Source organism: Stenotrophomonas sp. SMYL11, assembly GCF_036320005.1.
GTDB classification, from domain to species: domain Bacteria; phylum Pseudomonadota; class Gammaproteobacteria; order Xanthomonadales; family Xanthomonadaceae; genus Stenotrophomonas; species Stenotrophomonas maltophilia_A.
Window position 1 is genome coordinate 51,381 of record NZ_JAWIRS010000017.1, and the last position, 15,032, is coordinate 66,412.

The window sequence follows — 15,032 nt, forward strand, 5'->3', positions numbered from 1 at the left end:
CCGCAAGTGGCGGAAGTCGGCCGGGCGGCGCCCAGGGACCGCGACATCGCATGCGCGCTGTCGCTCCCACGCTTCGCTGCGCGAAACGTGGGCCCCACTTACCAGCTCCCAGACCCCCGCCGCTTCGCGGCCGCCCCCTGACTCAGGGGACTCTGCCCCAGACGCAATTCGGTGATGGCAGTAGATCCACGCCATGCGTGGATGAGATCTGTCAGAAATCGAGACTCAAATTCGGATCCGACCCCGTGCCGACCAACGTCGGCACCCACCAACAGCAGCGGAAATCTGTCGAAGGCGGGGTGGGTCCGGTTGCGGGGGCGTGAGCGCCATGGATGGCGCGACCGAGCCTCCATGGACGGATTTACGGCGTCCCCCGCAACCGGACCCACCCCGCCTACCCACAGGAACCCCGCTGTTGCTGTTGCTTCGGCCGTTGCCGTTGCCTCTGCGGGTGCAGGGCACAGCCCTGCCGACAAACCCTAACTCTCGCAGCCGGCGAACACGTCGCGATCGCGCTCGTACAGCGAGGTCTTCACCTGCATCAGGCCCAGTACCGACGGGAACAGGTTGTCATGGTCGGTGTAGGCCGCCGAACGCTTGCGCACGCATTGCAGGTCCAGCCCGCGGCTGCTGGCGAAGCCCTGCGAGAACCACATCGTCATCGGTACCCGCGTCTGCTCGGCCGGGGCGATGGCGTAGGGCACGCCGTGCAGGAACAGGCCCTTCTCGCCCAGCGACTCGCCGTGGTCGGACAGGTAGATCATCGCCGTGTCGTAGTCCTGCATGCCCTGCAGCGTGCCGATGGTCTTGGTCAGGAAGTGATCGGTGTACAGCACGGCGTTGTCGTAACTGTTGGTGATCTCTTCGCGCGAGCAGCGGCCGATGTCGCGGGTATCGCAGGTGGGGGTGAAGCGGCGGAACGCGGGCGGGTAGCGCTCGAAGTAGGCCGGGCCATGGTTGCCCAACTGGTGCAGCACCACCACCCGGTCGCCCGGCTTTGCACGTACCTGGGTGGCCAGGTCCTGCAGCAGGATTTCGTCCATGCAGCGGCCGTCAGCGCACAGGCCCGGGATGGTCGCATCGGACAATGACTGGAAGTCCAGGCCTTCGCACACGCCCTTGCAGCCAGACTGGTTGTCACGCCACAGCGGCGCGATACCGGCACGGTTCAATACGTGCAGCAGCGACTGGTGCGCGCGGATCTTCTTCTCGTCGTAGTCGTGCCGGCCCCATGGCGAGAACAGGCACGGCAGTGAAACCTCGGTGCTGGTGCCGCACGAATGCATGTCCGGGAAATTGACCACACTGGCCTGGCCCAGTTCCGGGGTGGTGTTGCGGCCACCGTTGAGGCCCCAGTTCTGCGCGCGCACGGTCTCGCCCATGACGATTACCAGCAGGCGCGGCTTGCTGGCCGGCGCGCGCGGGGTGGCCTTGGCATCGGTACCGATCGGCAGCTTCGGTGCGCGCTGCACCGGGTTGTCGCCACGCAGTGCACGCGGCATGCCCAGCAGCACATTGGCCGGGGTGGCGAGGTAACGCACTTCGCGCTGGTTGCGCATCAGTGCCGAAACATCCTGGAACGAGATCAATGCGCCGCCCACCGCGGTCACTGCCGCCACGACCAGGAAGCCGACGCGCCAGAGCAGGCTGCGGCCCCAGCTGCGGCGGCGCAGCTGCACGCGCCACAGCACCGCCATCGGCAGCACCGCCAGCAACAGCACCGGCCACACCAGCGACACTGTCATCAGCTCGCGGCTCTCCTTGGGGTCGGTCGCCAGCACGTTGCGCAGCATGTCCGCATCCAGGTAGATGTGGTAACGGCTCATGTAATGCGCAGCGAATGCGGTCACCAGCAGCAACAGGCTGATCACCACCTTGGCGTTCCAGCGCCAGACCAGGATGCCCAGCAGCACGCCGTGCGCACCGAGCAGCAACAGCAGCAGCGACAGCGCGTAGCGCAGGCTGCCCGGATGGCTGGCCATCGCGCTGTGCCAGAACAGGCCGTTGCCGGCCACTGCGAAGAACAGGCTGGTCAGTGCGATCAGTGCTTCGGTGGACAGCTGCGGCCGCCAGTGGCGAAGGTTCGCCAACGCGGAAAGGCGGGCGGGGCGTTGGACCGATGCACTCATGCGTTTGCCTCCTGGCGGTGGGGACGGTCCAGCTGACGGCGTGCCAGGACGCGTTTGACGACCATGTACAGGCCCAGCGAAAGCAGCCAGCAGATCAACGCAGTAGCAAGGTCATGCGAAAGGAAATGCGCGCCCCGCAGTTGCTGGCTCACGCCGAATACGAAGCCGGTGCCAAGGCCGATCCACAACCCGGCCCAGCGCCATGAAGGGCGCCACAGCAAGGCGAAAAAGTACAGGGACAACCATGCATAACCCGCGCTGGCGTGGCCCGCCGGGAAGCACGCCTGCGCGGCCATGCCTGCGGGGCGTGCCGTGAAAAGCCCGATGAACGGCTGGTGGCCGCCGTAGCGCAGCAGGTCCCAGGGGCATTCCATCGGCACCAGCGACTTCAGCAGGGAGATCACACCCGTGCCCAGGGCCATGGCGATTACGACATAAAGCAGCGCCCACCGCAGGGTGCGATCGCGACCCTTACGCCAGTGGTGGAAGCACAGCAGGATCGCCACGAGCGCAGCAGCCGTGCTCAGCCACTTGCCGGCCTTGTGCACCACCGTGCGGGTGACCCAGGCGTCCTGTAGCGCCCAATGATTACCCTCAAGGCGGAACAGGTGATCGGCCACCCATTGGTCGCCGCCGAAACCCATCAGCAGCGTAAACACGGGCAGACCGATTGCGACAGGTAGCCAGAGGTGAGTTACGGCGAATTTTGACGCCAGTGGCGATGTCGCAAGCGGCGCTACCGAATCAAGGGGACGGACGGGCATGCTGGGAAAGGGCGGGTCGGGAATCCGCGGCCATGCTCGTCACCTGGATGTCGGAGAAGGGTCGGACGCTCGTTCGTGCCGGGTTAATGCTTGCCCGGCACGTGTCAGCGTTCAGTCTTCTTCGGCGGTCGCGCCGGCCCGTTCGGCGTGGCATTCCGCGTCCCACGCGGTACCGGGAAGAAGCTGCCAGCGGTTCCTGTTGGCAATACCGATATCGATCACTTTGCTCGGGTCCACGCACGGGCTCATCGCATCGTCCAGCACCAGCAGCCAGCGCTTGTCCGGTGCCTCGGCCAGCCACGGGCCGGCGTCGTGCCACTGCTCGGCCCATGGCCGCTTGAAGCCGAACTCGCGCACCGGCCGGTCGGCCTGCAACAGGTTCTGCTCGCGCCAGGCCACCAGCGCCAGTTCGGCGTCGGGTCCGATCCGCGCGCCCACCCGGCGCATGAGTGCCGACGCCGAAGCGAAGGGGTCCAGTGCAGGCATCAGCACCAGGCCGTAGAGCATCCACAGCATGCCGTGGGTCAGAAGTACCAGCGTCGCGGCACGGCGTACCCGCAGCCACACGATCAGCGTGGCCAGGGCAATGGCGAAGGTCAGCAGGCCATCGCCCAGCACCGGCAGCAACGTCTCGGGCATGGCGCGGCGTTGCAGTTGCGCCAACGCCCATGGGTGCTCGGTCATCAGCATCACGCCGAGTACGCCGGTGGCCAGCATCAGCACCACGCTGTAGCCGAACAGGTAGCGGCGCACGCACACGCGGCGCAGCAGGCCGGGCAGCAGCGGCGCCACGGCCAGTGCCATCGCCGGCAGCATCGGCAGCAGGTACACCTCGCGCTTGCCCGGGCTGGCACTGAAGAACACCAGTACCAGTACGGCCCAGCCCAGCAGCAGCCACTGGCGTCGATCGCCACGACGGATGCGGCGCCACCAGGGCTTGAACAGCATCGGCAGCAGCAGGCTGCCCGGCAGCCACAGGGTCAGGATCACCTGCAGGTAGTACCAGGCCGGCTGCCGGTGGTGCCAGGCATTGGCGTAGCGGGTGCCGGTCTGCTTGAACAACAGCTCATGCGCGTAGGCCTGCAGTTCGGCGCTGGGCGTATGCAGCAGGGCCCAGCCCAGCGGCGCCAGCCACACGCCCACGCCCAGCAGGAACGCCGGGATCAGCCACAGCAGCGTTGCCGGGTGCGGACCCTCCACACGGTGCCCGCGACGGCGCTGGTACAGCCACCAGCCGAACCAGGGCAGCACCAGCAGCAGCGGCAGGAAACCCACGCCCTTGGTCACCGTGCCGACACCGGCGGCGAAACCGGCCAGCCACAGCGCGGGCAGGTTGCGACGTTCGCACAGGTGCCGCATCAAGCCCCACAGGGCGACGGTGGTCATCCCCACCAGCACCATGTCGATCTGCGCACGCTTGGCCATCAGCCCGAACTGCAGGGTGCAGAACAGCGCCGCGAGGGCATAGATGGAATGCCTCGGCGACCACAGCCGCCGTGCCAGATCCGACACCAGCCACAGACTCAGCAGGGCGCCCAGCAATGACGGCAGCAGGAACGACCACTGCCAGCTGCCGACCACCTCGTAGGCGGCCGCCTGCAGCCACATGAACACCGGTGGTTTCTCGGCATACAGCTCGCTGCCACGATGCGGCAGCAGCCATTGCCCGCTCTCGACCATGGTCCGCGCGGCCAGCACGAAGCGCGGCTCGTCCGGCGGCTGCGGCTGCCGAAGGCCGATGCCCGCTGCCAATGCAGCAATGATCAGCAGCCAAAACAGGGGCAGGCGCCAACGGCGGGGCAGGGCTACGGGCACGGCAGGCTCCGGGAGCAAAACGGCCATTCTGAGGTGGCAGGGGTGGGAAAAGCGTCAGAAGGGGGCGGGACGACCGCATTCCGACATGGGCGGCGCTACCATGGTACGAACTTCCGTGGATGTTTCGTGCATGCGTCTGTTGGTGATCGAGGACAACCGCCAGCTGGTGGCCAACCTGTTCGACTATTTCGAGTCGCGCGGGCATGTGCTGGACGTGGCCCCGGATGGCATCACCGGCCTGCACCTGGCCGGCAGCCACCCCTACGATGCGGTGATCCTGGACTGGATGCTGCCGCGCATGGAGGGACCGGAAGTGCTGCGCCGGCTGCGTTCCGAGCACGCGTCGGAGGTGCCGGTGATCATGCTGACCGCGCGCGATGAACTGCCGGACAAGATCGCCGGTTTCCGCGCCGGTGCCGACGACTACCTGACCAAGCCGTTCGCGCTGCCCGAGCTGGAGGTGCGGCTGGAAGCGCTGCTGCTGCGTGCGCAGGGCCGCAACCCGCGCAAGCGCCTGCAGGTGGGCGACCTGGTGCTGGACCTGGCGACGCTGGAGGCCCAGCGTGAGGGCCAGGTGCTGCACCTGTACCCGGCCTGCCGCAAACTGCTGGAAGTGCTGATGCGGGCCAGCCCGGGTGCGGTGACGCGACAGCAGCTGGAGTTCGCCCTGTGGGGTGACGAGCCGCCGGATGGCGACCTGCTGCGTTCGCATGTCTACGAGTTGCGTCGCAGCGTTGACGGCCCGTTTGCCGAGAAGCTGATCCACACCCTGCCGCGGGTGGGTTACCGGTTGGCGGTGATGGAGAGTGACGACGCCGGCAGGAATGCTGATGAGGGCGCGTAAGCCGGGCCCGTTGTACCGACGCGTGGTGTGGTGGTTGCTGGGCTATCTGGCGCTGCTGTCGATCGCGGTGTTCAGCGTCGGCAACTACGTGCACGAGCACGCCGAGCATGCTGCCTGGCGCGCGCTGCTCAACTCCGAGCTCGACAGCATCGTCGAGCATGTCGAGCACGAACCGCACTATCGCTGGCAGGATTCGGACACGCTGAGCCTGTACCGCTTCGACGCGGTCAACCTTCCCGATAGCCTGCGTACCCTGCATCCAGGGCTGCACGACGGCGTAATGGTCAAGGGCCGCGAGACGGCGGTGATGGTGCGTGAAACCCAGTCGATGGGACGGGTCGCGCTGGTACTGGACATCTCCGACTTCCATGACCTGGAACAGTTCGCCACCCGCTGGGTGATGCTGGCCGGGGTGATCATGATCTTCGTTACCGTGCTGATGGCTTCGTTCGGCATGGAGCGGATGGTGCGTCCGCTGAGCCTGCTGGCACAACACATCGCCGCGCTCAGGCCGGGCGTGCAGGGGCAGCGCATCGAGGTTGACCCGCGCGGCAGCTCAGAGCTGCACACCATTGCCAATTCGCTGAACGATTACCTGGACCGCAACGAGCAGTTCGTCGAACGCGAGCGGGTCTTCATCAGCACCGCCAGCCACGAATTGCGCACGCCGATCGCGGTGATGACCGGTGCCGCCGAACTGGCGCTGGAGCAACCGGGCCTGCCCGAGCGCGCGCGCCAGCAGATGCAGCGGGTACTGCGCACCGCGCAGAGCGTGGAGCAGCTGATCGAACTGCTGCTGGTGCTGGCGCGTGATCCGGCGCGACTGGCGGCGCGTGCCGAGCGCATCGCGCTGGACCAGCTGCTGCCGGAGATCGTCGACGATCATCGCCACCTGCTGGGCGACAAGGATCTGAGCATCGGCATCCAGGCCGCACCGGTGGATATCGTCGCGCCGCTGGCGGTGGTGCAGGCAGCGATCGGCAACCTGCTGCGCAACGCCATCGAGAACAGTGGCCGTGGTCACATCGAATTGCGCCTGGGTTCATCGGCGGTGCTGACCCTGCAGGACCCGGGACATGGCATGAGCCCGGAAGAGATCGCGGCGATCCATGCGCGGATGGCCCGTGGCGAACGCGCCGATCGTGGCGGCGGCATCGGACTGGATCTGATCGCGCGGCTGTGCGAGCACCTGGGCTGGACCCTGCAGCTGCAGCCCTGCGAGCCGCGTGGCACGCGTGTCACGCTCGATTTCAGTGCCTCGCGACCGCGCTGATCCGGCCGTTCGTGTAGATGCCAACCTTGGTTGGCATGCCGTTCGTCGACCAAGGTCGACGCCTGCCCACGGAATGGCAGTCCGCTTCAACGCCCGTTTGGTCGCGCCACGTGCTGGTCGATCAGGATCACGTTGCCGTCGGGATCGGCCAACTGCAGATAGCCCGTACCCTGGCCATCAGGATCGGTGCGGACCGCCAGTTCGATGCCCCTGGCATCCAGCTCTGCCTGCAGCTCACGCACATCCTGGAAGTGGAGCAGTTCCTGCTTGTGCTGGTCCCAGCCGGGGTTGAAGGTCAGCAGGTTGCCCTCGAACATGCCCTGGAACAGCCCGATCACCGTGCCGTTGCTGCGCATCACCAGCCAGTTCTGTGCCGCATCGCCACCGGTGACCGAGAAGCCCAGGGCTTCGTAGAAGGCACGGGAGGCCGCGAGATCCTTCACCGAGAGGCTGACCGAAAAGGCACCAAGCTGCATGAGTGGGTTCCCTGGCGGGATGGGGAGTGTCGGCACTGCAGCATGACCGGGCGTGAAGACAATGTTAATCTCGATCTGCGCCGCCTTATGCGGCGCTTTTTTTTCTCCGCTCTTTCGATCGACAGAGGATCCCATGCCGACCGAACCCGCTACTGCCCTGATCAGCAACGACATCGTTGGACTGGGCCTGATTGCCGCCACCCTGGCCCTGATCTTCTGGGCCGCCAGTGGTCCGACCGCGCTGCTGAAGAAGATCTTCGCCTGGGTGCCGGCCCTGCTGCTGTGCTATTTCATCCCCGCCATCTACAACACCGCCGGTGTCATCGATGGCCACAACACCTCGCTGTACAACCCGGTCGCGCGTGACGTGCTGCTGCCGGCCGCGCTGGTCCTGCTGACCCTGTCGATCGACCTGAAAGGCGTCATCAAGCTCGGCCCGAAACTGCTGATCGTGTTCTGTGCCGGTACCGCCGGCATCATGCTCGGCGCCATTGTCTCGTTCCAGCTGATGAAGCTGATCCATCCGGAAACCGTGGCCGGTGATACCTGGGCCGGCATGGCGGCGCTGGCCGGCAGCTGGATCGGTGGCGGCGCCAACATGGTCGCCATGCGCGAGGTGTTCGGCACCGATGCCACCACGTTCGGCCAGTTCGCGGTGGTTGACGTGGCCTGTGCCAGCCTGTGGATGGCGATCCTGCTGTTCCTGGCCAACCGCGCACAGCAGATCGACACCCGCAATGGTGCCGACACCCGTGCCATCGACGAGATGAAGGCGCGCATCAGTGCCTACGAGGCGCAGAACGCGCGCATTCCCAGCATGACCGACCTGATGGTGATCGTTGGCGTGGCACTGGGCGGCGTCGGCCTGGCCCATGCCATCGCCGCGCCGCTGGCGGGCTGGTTCAAGGCCAATGTCAGCTGGGCCAGCCAGTTCAGCCTGGACAGCCAGTTCGTCTGGGTGATCCTGCTGTCCACGGCGATGGGCCTGGGCCTGAGCTTCACCCGTGCGCGCCGGCTGGAAGCGGCTGGCGCTTCGCGGCTGGGCACGGTGTTCCTGTACTTCCTGATCGCCTGCATCGGCATGCAGATGAACCTGCTGTCGCTGCTGGATCGGCCGTGGCTGTTCCTGCTCGGCGCGATCTGGATGGCCACGCACGTGCTGGTGCTGTGGGTGGTGGCCAAGCTGCTGCGCGCGCCGCTGTTCTTCTTCGCCATTGGTTCGCAGGGCAACATCGGCGCAGCCGCTTCGGCCCCTGTGGTGGCGGCGGCGTTCCATCCGACGCTGGCGCCGGTGGGCGTGCTGCTGGGTACGGTGGGTTATGCCACCGGCACGGGCCTGGCCTACGTCACCGGTTTGATCCTGAAGTGGATGGCCACCGGCTGAGTTCTGACCGCCCTCGCGTCATGCTTCCGTAGATCCACGCCATGCGTGGATGCATTTCACGGGTATCCATGAACAAGGAAGGGGCCAGATCCGTTTCCCGGAGGAAACGGATCTGGCCCCGGATTCAACTCGATATCTGCCAGGTTTCATCCACGCATGGCGTGGATCTACTCAACGTCACTCGAGAGCTGTTGAGCCGAACCCTCAACAGCAGCGGCCACCGTTGCGTCCGCCGTAACGCGCTTCCTGGCGCTCGCGGAAGAACGTCTTGTAGTCCATAGGTTCCTGGTCCGGATGCTTTTCCAGCATGTGCCGGACGTAGTTGTCGTAATCAGGAATGCCACAGCACAGTCGTGCGGTCTGCACCAGGCGCCGCCAGATGCGGCGGTGCGCCTGGTACTGGCCGGCGGGAACCAGTTGGGTACTCATCACAGATCCACCATTTCATGCGGCTTCAGCGCCACGTACGGGGTCTCGCGGTCAGTGCGCTGCGGATTGCGGCGGGCCGCCAGGATGGTCTTGATCGAATACACCAGCACCGCCCCCACCACCAGCAGGAACAGCGCGGTCAGGCCGGTGTTGACGTAGGCGTTGACCACGATCTGCTTCATCTGCGCCACCGACTTGGCCGGTGCAGTGATGGTGTCGCTGGCGAGCGCGGCCTGGAACTTGTGTGCCTGCGCCAGGAAGCCCTGTGCCGGGTTGCTGTCGAAGATCTTGATGAAGCCGGCATAGGTGGTGCAGATCAGCAGCCATATGGCCGGAACCGCGGTGACCCACGCATAGCGGTCACGTTTCATCTTGAACAGCACCACCGTGCCCAGCATCAACGCGATGCCGGCCAGCATCTGGTTGGAGATGCCGAACAGCGGCCACAAGGTCTGGATGCCGCCGAACGGATCGACCACGCCGGTGTAGAGCAGGTAGCCCCACAGCGCCACGCAACCCGCGGTGCCGATGATGTTGGCGGTCCACGACTCGGTCTTCTTCAGGGCCGGCACGAAGTTGCCCAGCAGGTCCTGCAGCATGAAGCGGCCCGCACGGGTGCCGGCGTCCACCGCGGTGAGGATGAACAGCGCTTCGAACAGGATCGCGAAGTGGTACCAGAACGCCATCATCGCGTCGCTGCCACTGGGTATCGCCTCGTGCAGGATCTGTGCGATGCCCACCGCCAGCGTGGGCGCACCACCAGCGCGGTGCAGGATGGTCGGTTCACCGATGGCTGCCGCGGTCGCGGTCAGCTGCTCGGGGGTGATGGTGAAGCCCCAGGTGTTGGTGATGTAGTGCGCCGCCGAGGCCGCATCGGCACCGATCACGGCGGCCGGGCTGTTCATCGCGAAGTAGATGCCCGGGTCGATGATCGATGCGGCCACCAGCGCCATCACCGCCACGAACGATTCCATCAGCATGCCGCCGTAGCCGATGTAGCGCATGTGCGCTTCATTGGCCAGCAGCTTCGGCGTGGTGCCGGAGGAAATCAACGCGTGGAAGCCGGAGACCGCACCGCAGGCGATGGTGATGAACAGGAACGGGAACATGCCGCCCTTCCACACCGGGCCGTCGCCGCTGGCGGCGAACTGGGTCAGCGCCGGCATCTTCAGTTCCGGCATCACCACCAGGATGCCGATGGCCAGCGCGATGATGGTGCCGATCTTGAGGAAGGTCGACAGGTAATCACGCGGGGCCAGCAGCAGCCACACCGGCAGCACCGAGGCGACGAAGCCGTAGCCGATCAGCATCCAGGTGATCTGGGTGCCGGTGAAGGTGAACGCCGGGCCCCAGACCGGATCGGCGGCGACCTTGCCGCCGTACCAGATCGCGGCGAGCAGCAGGATCAGGCCAACCACGGAGATCTCGCCGATCTTGCCGGGGCGGATGTAGCGCATGTACACGCCCATCAGGATGGCGATCGGCATCGTTGCGATCACCGTGAACATGCCCCACGGACTTTCCGCCAGCGCCTTGACCACCACCATCGCCAGCACCGCCAGAATGATGATCATGATCAGGAACGCACCGAACAGCGCGATGGTGCCGGGCACCTGGCCCATCTCTTCTCTTACCAGGTCACCCAGCGAGCGGCCATTGCGGCGGCTGGACAGGAACAGGACCATGAAGTCCTGCACCGCGCCGGCCAATACCACGCCCACCACCAGCCACAGCAGGCCGGGCAGGTAGCCCATCTGCGCGGCCAGGACCGGGCCGACCAGCGGGCCGGCGCCGGCAATGGCGGCGAAGTGGTGGCCGAACAGCACGTGCTTGTTGGTCGGGACATAGTCCAGGCCATCGTTGTTGATCACCGCCGGGGTGGCCCGGGTCGGATCCAGCTGCATCACCTTGTTGGCGATGAACAGGCTGTAGAAGCGATAGGCTACGAGGTACAGCGACACCGCCGCGACGACGATCCACAGGGCATTGATGTGTTCGCCGCGGCGCAGCGCCACGGTGCCCAGACAGAACGCGCCGAGCAGAGCGAGTACCGCCCAGCCCAGTTTGGAAAACCCTTTCATGAGGTGCTCTCTCCCGGAAAGACAGACAAAGAGTCCTGCTTGCCCACGACAGGGTCAATTGGCACAGGACGAATCGGCGGTAGTACTTTGGTCGTACGGCGGCTGCGCTGACGTGCAGCGAACATCAGGGATGGAACAATCGGTTGCGGAGCCATCCATTGGCCTACGGCCGTGTGGCGTCCATCTTCAGTGGCACCCATCCAACAGGAGTCGCCATGAGCTTTCCCGAACCGGTCCGCGTACTGCGCACCATCCGTGGCATGCCCACCTCCGACGGTGCCGGCGTGCGCCTGACCCGCGTCATCGGCGGCCCCACGCTGCCCGACCTGGATCCGTTCCTGCTGCTTGATGAGTTCGGTACCGACCGTGCCGAAGACTACATCGCCGGCTTCCCGGAACACCCGCACCGTGGTTTCGAGACCGTCACCTACATGCTCGACGGGCGCATGCGGCATCGCGACAACCATGGCAACGAAGGCCTGCTCACCCCGGGCAGCGTGCAGTGGATGACCGCTGGCCGTGGCCTGGTGCATTCGGAGATGCCCGAGCAGGAAAGCGGGCAGATGCGCGGGTTCCAGCTGTGGGTGAACCTGCCGGCGAAGGAGAAGATGACCGACCCGAAGTACCAGGAATTCGCACCCGAGCGCATTCCCGTGGTGCACCCGGATGCCGGCGTGGAAGTGAAGGTGATTGCCGGCAGCGTGGACGGCACCGATGGCCCGATCGTGCAGCCGGCCACCGATCCGCTCTACCTGGACATCACGCTGGCCCCGGATCGCGCCTGGACCTATGCGTTGCCGGAAGGGCACAACGCCTTTGCATACGTGTTCGAAGGTGCGATGACCGTGGGTGAGCAGGACGCCGCGCGCGACGTTGCACGCCAGGAACTGGCGGTGCTGGGCGGTGGCGAGCAGTTGCACATCTCGGCCGGCAGCGAAGGTGCGCGGTTGATCCTGGTGGCCGGCCGTCCGCTGCGCGAGCCGGTGATGCGCCACGGCCCGTTCGTGATGAACACGCGGCAGGAACTGATGCAGGCCTTCGTCGATTTCCAGGAAGGCAAGTTCTGAGGGAGTGCCGGCCGCTGGCCGGCAGCAGCCTCGGACAAAGGCGGATCGGGGTGCCGGCCAGCGGCCGGCACTGCCGTCGGATCGGCTCGCATTGCGGGGATGCTGCCAGGCAGTCATCCCCGTCACCTTCAGCGCCCCGCGGCCACGGCCGACGGAGTCAGGCTCATGCCCTGCGCCAGCTGCTGCAGCGAGCCCAGTTCCTGCGCGCTGTCCGGATACAGCGAAATCTGCGCGTAACGCCCTTTGTCGAGCTTGACCACACTGATCCGACGCTCGGCATAGCCGGGCGGCTGCTGGCCTCCCAGATCGGGCTGGTACCAGTACAGCGATTCACCGCCGAAGCTGCCCTTTTCCTGGCGCAGCGAGCGGTTCAATGGAAGGTTGGGATCGCGCGCACTGAGCATCAGGCTCAGTACCTCGCGGCCATCGCCGGTGCTGGCGCGGCAGACCAGGAAATCGGCCTGTGCCTGCTGTTGCCACTGCAGGCCGCTGCTGGCCGGCAATGAAGGACATTCGGTGGGAGCCTGCGCGGCGGCCTGGGCCACCGCGAACAGCAGGCTCGACAACACTACAGGCGCGAACTTCATGCATCCCCCAAGGTGGTGTGTCGTTGGCTCTGCCGGATGGACCGGCAGCCTTGGCATCCCATCCCCGGATGCCGCCCCGGCCGGCATGTGCACGGACGGTCAACTCAACCTTAACGGAACGTGAGTGATCGCACAAATCGCGGTTACACGCGTAACCATTGCGGCCGATGGTCGGCCGCACTGGTCCGCACAGGCCTCAGCGGTCGTTGCCGATCCACTTGTAGATGATGCCGCCGATCGCGCCGCCCAGCAGCGGGGCGACCCAGAACAGCCACAGCTGGCTGACCGCGCCGCTGCCGGCGAAGAAGGCCACCGCCGTGGAACGGGCCGGGTTCACCGAGGTGTTGGTGACCGGAATGCTGATCAGGTGGATCAGGGTCAGCGACAGGCCGATCGCCAGCGGGGCGAACCCGGCCGGTGCCTTGCCGTGGGTGGCGCCCATGATCACGATCAGGAACACGGCGGTCAGCACTACTTCGCACAGGAAGGCCGCGGCCACGCTGTAGCCGCCGGGGGACAGTGCGCCGTAGCCGTTGCTGGCGAATGCACCTGCCTGGCTGCCATCAATGGCGAAGCCGCTGGCGCCCGATGCGATCTGCAGCAGGATGAAGCCGGCCAGCAGGCCGCCGGCGACCTGGGCGATGATGTACGGGATCAGGTCCTTGGTCGGGAAACGACCGCCGGCCCACAGGCCGAAACTGACCGCCGGATTGAAGTGCGCGCCGGAGATATGGCCGAACGCATAGGCGGCGGTCACCACGGTCAGGCCGAAGGCCAGCGCAACGCCGAGGAAACCGATACCCAGCGGATTGCCGTCACCACCGAACTTGGCGGCCAGCACCGCGCTGCCGCAGCCACCCAGAACCAGCCAGAACGTGCCGAGGAACTCGGCGGACAAGCGTTTACCCATGCTCATGTGTTGCACTCCTTTGACGGTCGAAAGTGTGATTTATGTCACATTTCAATGATCAGCGGGTGACTGTAGTGTCAACGCCGGGTGCAGGGATACACCTTCGGATGTGTGCAACACGCGATGTTCAGTACTGCGGCAGCGGGATGAATTCCTTGTCGTCCCCCGGGATGGTGCCGAAGCGGCCGGCTTCCCAGTCGTGCTTGGCCTGTTCGATACGTTCCTTCGAGCTGGACACGAAGTTCCACCACAGGTGACGCGGGCCATCCAGCGGCTCGCCACCGAACAACATCGCCTTCACCGGCGTCTTCGCACGCAGGCGGCCACGCGCACCAGCCTCGGGGATCACCAGGTGCTGGGCAGGGATGTCCACGCCATCCAGCTGCGCGTCGCCTTCGAGGATGTACAGCGCGCGCTCGCGGTGGCCGTTGTCGATATCGATTTCCGCATCCGGGTCGAGGTCGATCGCCACGTTGAGCGTATCGGCGAACACCTTCACCGGCGATTCTTCGCCGTAGGCGCGGCCGGCGATGACGCGCAGCCATGCGCCATTGCGGCGCTGCTCGGGCAGGGTGGCGGCGGCATGGTGGTAGAACGCCGGTTCGATTTCCTCATGCGATTTCGGCAGCGCCACCCAGGTCTGCATGCCGTGGATCGGGTTGTCGTGATCGCGGTCAGGTTGCGGCGTGCGCTCGGAATGGGCGATGCCGCGGCCGGCGGTCATCCAGTTGACGTCACCGGGACGGATCACCTGGTCCGAACCCAGCGTGTCGCGGTGGCCGATCGCGCCCGACCACAGGTAGGTGACGGTGGCCAGGCCGATATGCGGATGCGGGCGCACGTCGATGGCCGTGCCGGGATGCATGAGCGCCGGGCCCATCTGGTCGACGAACACGAACGAGCCGATGCTGCGCGCCTGCAGGGTGGGGACGGCGCGACGGACTTCGAGTCCGCCGATGTCGTGCACGCGCGGGGCGATGATGGTGGTCATGCGGGCGTTCTCGCTGGCAGGGATCAGGTGGTCAGCATCGCATGCAGCTGTGGCGGGCACATGCCCCGTATGGGTAACAGGTTGTTCCGTAGAGTCGAGCTTGCTCGACTGGGGTTCCAGCCAACGGCGAAGCCCCTCGTGGCTGTGGGGTTGGTCGCTGAAGGCAGAAGCAAGATCAAAAGCTGCGCTTGACCGGGCGGGGGGGGGGGGGGGGGGGGGGGGGGGGGGGGGCCGGGGGGGGGGGCGGGGGGGGGCCCCCGCCACGCGGGCCCCGCGCCCGCC

At 66.1% G+C, this 15,032-nt stretch carries 13 protein-coding genes; 4 read left to right on the forward strand and 9 right to left on the reverse strand.

Translation table 11 applies throughout. The annotated features are described in order from the left end of the window. Nucleotides 1-479: 479 nt before the first annotated feature. From V3B46_RS18690 to V3B46_RS18700, 3 genes are all read right to left on the reverse strand, one after another. Nucleotides 480-2,129 (reverse strand): phosphoethanolamine transferase, encoded by a 1,650-nt coding sequence (locus V3B46_RS18690; protein ID WP_329892596.1) that lies wholly within the window; start codon nucleotides 2,127-2,129, stop codon nucleotides 480-482. Then, complete coding sequence (locus tag V3B46_RS18695) at nucleotides 2,126-2,893, reverse strand: phosphatase PAP2 family protein (RefSeq protein ID WP_154353143.1); 768 nt, start codon at nucleotides 2,891-2,893, stop codon at nucleotides 2,126-2,128. The genes V3B46_RS18690 and V3B46_RS18695 overlap by 4 nt, the downstream gene beginning before the upstream one ends. A gap of 111 nt (nucleotides 2,894-3,004) precedes the next feature. After that, nucleotides 3,005-4,708, reverse strand: coding sequence for an ArnT family glycosyltransferase (locus tag V3B46_RS18700; RefSeq protein ID WP_329892597.1), 1,704 nt, complete (start codon nucleotides 4,706-4,708; stop codon nucleotides 3,005-3,007). A 130-nt stretch (nucleotides 4,709-4,838) separates the two neighbouring features. Here V3B46_RS18700 and V3B46_RS18705 point away from each other — a divergent pair, with 130 nt between their 5' ends. Together V3B46_RS18705 and V3B46_RS18710 are read left to right on the forward strand one after the other, a co-directional pair. Further along, the gene (locus V3B46_RS18705; RefSeq protein WP_154353141.1) at nucleotides 4,839-5,552 is read left to right on the forward strand and encodes a response regulator transcription factor; all 714 of its coding nucleotides are present in this window, start codon (nucleotides 4,839-4,841) and stop codon (nucleotides 5,550-5,552) included. Further along, entirely contained in the window at nucleotides 5,539-6,825 is a 1,287-nt protein-coding gene (locus V3B46_RS18710) for a sensor histidine kinase (protein WP_154353140.1), read from the forward strand. Before V3B46_RS18705 ends, V3B46_RS18710 begins: the two co-directional genes overlap by 14 nt. An 86-nt stretch (nucleotides 6,826-6,911) precedes the next feature. On the opposite strand, the gene V3B46_RS18715 is transcribed toward V3B46_RS18710, so the two are convergent. Continuing rightward, the gene (locus V3B46_RS18715; protein ID WP_329892598.1) at nucleotides 6,912-7,301 is read right to left on the reverse strand and encodes a VOC family protein; all 390 of its coding nucleotides are present in this window, start codon (nucleotides 7,299-7,301) and stop codon (nucleotides 6,912-6,914) included. A 133-nt stretch (nucleotides 7,302-7,434) separates the two neighbouring features. Here V3B46_RS18715 and V3B46_RS18720 point away from each other — a divergent pair, with 133 nt between their 5' ends. Further along, entirely contained in the window at nucleotides 7,435-8,685 is a 1,251-nt protein-coding gene (locus V3B46_RS18720) for a DUF819 family protein (protein ID WP_154353139.1), read from the forward strand. Nucleotides 8,686-8,889: 204 nt separating this feature from the next. Here V3B46_RS18720 and V3B46_RS18725 read toward each other — a convergent pair whose 3' ends face one another. Next, nucleotides 8,890-9,114 carry a YbdD/YjiX family protein gene (locus V3B46_RS18725; RefSeq protein ID WP_005410613.1) on the reverse strand — a complete coding sequence of 75 codons (225 nt, stop codon included), beginning with the start codon at nucleotides 9,112-9,114 and terminating at the stop codon, nucleotides 8,890-8,892. Next, entirely contained in the window at nucleotides 9,114-11,195 is a 2,082-nt protein-coding gene (locus V3B46_RS18730) for a carbon starvation CstA family protein (protein WP_032129857.1), read from the reverse strand. Before V3B46_RS18730 ends, V3B46_RS18725 begins: the two co-directional genes overlap by 1 nt. Before the next feature lie 215 nt (nucleotides 11,196-11,410). Here V3B46_RS18730 and V3B46_RS18735 point away from each other — a divergent pair, with 215 nt between their 5' ends. After that, the gene (locus V3B46_RS18735) at nucleotides 11,411-12,262 is read left to right on the forward strand and encodes a pirin family protein (RefSeq protein ID WP_329892599.1); all 852 of its coding nucleotides are present in this window, start codon (nucleotides 11,411-11,413) and stop codon (nucleotides 12,260-12,262) included. A 128-nt stretch (nucleotides 12,263-12,390) separates the two neighbouring features. Here V3B46_RS18735 and V3B46_RS18740 read toward each other — a convergent pair whose 3' ends face one another. From V3B46_RS18740 to V3B46_RS18750, 3 genes are all read right to left on the reverse strand, one after another. Further along, entirely contained in the window at nucleotides 12,391-12,849 is a 459-nt protein-coding gene (locus V3B46_RS18740; protein WP_032129855.1) for a hypothetical protein, read from the reverse strand. A 196-nt stretch (nucleotides 12,850-13,045) separates the two neighbouring features. Further along, on the reverse strand, nucleotides 13,046-13,765 hold the full coding sequence (aqpZ, locus tag V3B46_RS18745) for an aquaporin Z (protein WP_329892600.1): 720 nt from the start codon (nucleotides 13,763-13,765) through the stop codon (nucleotides 13,046-13,048). A gap of 121 nt (nucleotides 13,766-13,886) precedes the next feature. Beyond that, nucleotides 13,887-14,750 (reverse strand): pirin family protein, encoded by an 864-nt coding sequence (locus V3B46_RS18750; protein WP_032129853.1) that lies wholly within the window; start codon nucleotides 14,748-14,750, stop codon nucleotides 13,887-13,889. Between the last annotated feature and the right edge of the window lie 282 nt (nucleotides 14,751-15,032).

Bases quoted from the DNA above. Each gene is read 5' to 3' on its own strand.
- V3B46_RS18725 (WP_005410613.1), bottom strand. From the start codon at position 9,114: ATGAGTACCCAACTGGTTCCCGCCGGCCAGTACCAGGCGCACCGCCGC.
- V3B46_RS18740 (WP_032129855.1), bottom strand. From the start codon at position 12,849: ATGAAGTTCGCGCCTGTAGTGTTGTCGAGCCTGCTGTTCGCGGTGGCC.
- V3B46_RS18705 (WP_154353141.1), top strand. From the start codon at position 4,839: ATGCGTCTGTTGGTGATCGAGGACAACCGCCAGCTGGTGGCCAACCTG.
- aqpZ (WP_329892600.1), bottom strand. From the start codon at position 13,765: ATGAGCATGGGTAAACGCTTGTCCGCCGAGTTCCTCGGCACGTTCTGG.
- V3B46_RS18750 (WP_032129853.1), bottom strand. From the start codon at position 14,750: ATGACCACCATCATCGCCCCGCGCGTGCACGACATCGGCGGACTCGAA.
- V3B46_RS18695 (WP_154353143.1), bottom strand. From the start codon at position 2,893: ATGCCCGTCCGTCCCCTTGATTCGGTAGCGCCGCTTGCGACATCGCCA.
- V3B46_RS18710 (WP_154353140.1), top strand. From the start codon at position 5,539: ATGAGGGCGCGTAAGCCGGGCCCGTTGTACCGACGCGTGGTGTGGTGG.
- V3B46_RS18715 (WP_329892598.1), bottom strand. From the start codon at position 7,301: ATGCAGCTTGGTGCCTTTTCGGTCAGCCTCTCGGTGAAGGATCTCGCG.
- V3B46_RS18735 (WP_329892599.1), top strand. From the start codon at position 11,411: ATGAGCTTTCCCGAACCGGTCCGCGTACTGCGCACCATCCGTGGCATG.
- V3B46_RS18730 (WP_032129857.1), bottom strand. From the start codon at position 11,195: ATGAAAGGGTTTTCCAAACTGGGCTGGGCGGTACTCGCTCTGCTCGGC.
- V3B46_RS18690 (WP_329892596.1), bottom strand. From the start codon at position 2,129: ATGAGTGCATCGGTCCAACGCCCCGCCCGCCTTTCCGCGTTGGCGAAC.
- V3B46_RS18720 (WP_154353139.1), top strand. From the start codon at position 7,435: ATGCCGACCGAACCCGCTACTGCCCTGATCAGCAACGACATCGTTGGA.